The 1,070-nt window shown below is 75.5% G+C and carries 2 protein-coding genes; both read left to right on the forward strand.

From position 1 onward, the window contains the following. Window positions 1-199 (forward strand): hypothetical protein (locus PROKR_RS31570; RefSeq protein ID WP_157602050.1); only part of this gene is annotated, 199 nt, incomplete at its 5' end. Next, window positions 196-1,026, forward strand: coding sequence for an RraA family protein (locus PROKR_RS13195; RefSeq protein WP_157602049.1), 831 nt, complete (start codon window positions 196-198; stop codon window positions 1,024-1,026). The genes PROKR_RS31570 and PROKR_RS13195, both read left to right, overlap by 4 nt. The last annotated feature ends 44 nt before the right edge of the window (window positions 1,027-1,070 follow it).

The following is a 1,070-nucleotide window of genomic DNA, read 5'->3' on the forward strand; positions in this document are numbered from 1 at the left end:
CCCCTCGACGGCGTCGGCCGGACGGGCCGGGACGCCCACGTCGACGACCGTGCCGCTCGACGCCGCCGACCTCCTCGTGGAGCTGCCGCCGTCCCACCGCGCCGACCTGGTGCTGCTGACCGCCCCCGCCCCGACCGCGCCGTGCCACGAGCACGCCGTGACCATCCACCCCCAGCCCCGAGAAGGAGCATCCTCATGACCGAAGCGCTCACCAGGACCGGCGCCGACGGCCTGCCCGGCGACCCCACGGCGGGTCTGGTCCGGCCGGACGTCACGCTCCCCGTGCGGGGTGAGCCGTTCGAGCGCGCCGATGCCGGCACCCTGGCCCGGCTGGGCGAGGTGTCCTCGGCCACGGCCTGCGCCAAGCTGCACGGGCTGGGCATCCGCCGCTCGTTCGTCGAGGGCCCGCGCCCCCTGTCGCCCGGCTACCGGGTGGTCGGTTCGGCGCTCACGCTGCAGTTCATGCCGCAGCGCGAGGACCTCGCCGCGGGCGACGAGCAGGAGTACGTGGAGCGGCACACCGCCCTGTGGCACGTGCTGGAGACCGTGCAGCCCGGCGACGTGCTGGTGGTCCAGGCGTTCGGCAGCCGCTTCTCGGGCTGCCTGGGCGACATCCTGGCGCGCTACTTCCAGCGCAAGGGCGGGGCCGGCGTCGTCGTGGACGGCCGGATCCGCGACTCGGGGAAGATCCGCGACCTGGGGCTTCCGGTGTGGTCCACCGGCGTCACGCCGCACTACGCCTCCCAGTCCGAGCTGTTCCCCTGGGCGTTCGACGTGCCCGTCGCCGTGGGCGGCGTGCTCTGCATGCCGGGCGACCTCGTGGTCGCCGACGACGACGGCCCCGTCATCGTGCCGCGCGCGATGGCCGACCAGGTGATCGGGTCGGCGCGGGACCACGAGGAGTGGGAGGTGTTCAGCCGGCAGCGCCTCGACGAGGGCGCTCGGCTGAGCGACTACTACCCGCTCACCCCCGACACCCGAGGGGAGTTCGAGGCATGGCGTTCCGCGCAGCCCTCCGCCCGCTGAGGCCGGCGCCGAGCCCCGCCGGGCGCCAGCCCGGCGCCGAGGCG

The sequence above is a fragment of the Promicromonospora kroppenstedtii DSM 19349 genome (genome assembly GCF_000515355.1).
Lineage (GTDB): Bacteria > Actinomycetota > Actinomycetes > Actinomycetales > Cellulomonadaceae > Promicromonospora > Promicromonospora kroppenstedtii.

Bases quoted from the DNA above. Each gene is read 5' to 3' on its own strand.
- PROKR_RS13195 (WP_157602049.1), top strand. From the start codon at position 196: ATGACCGAAGCGCTCACCAGGACCGGCGCCGACGGCCTGCCCGGCGAC.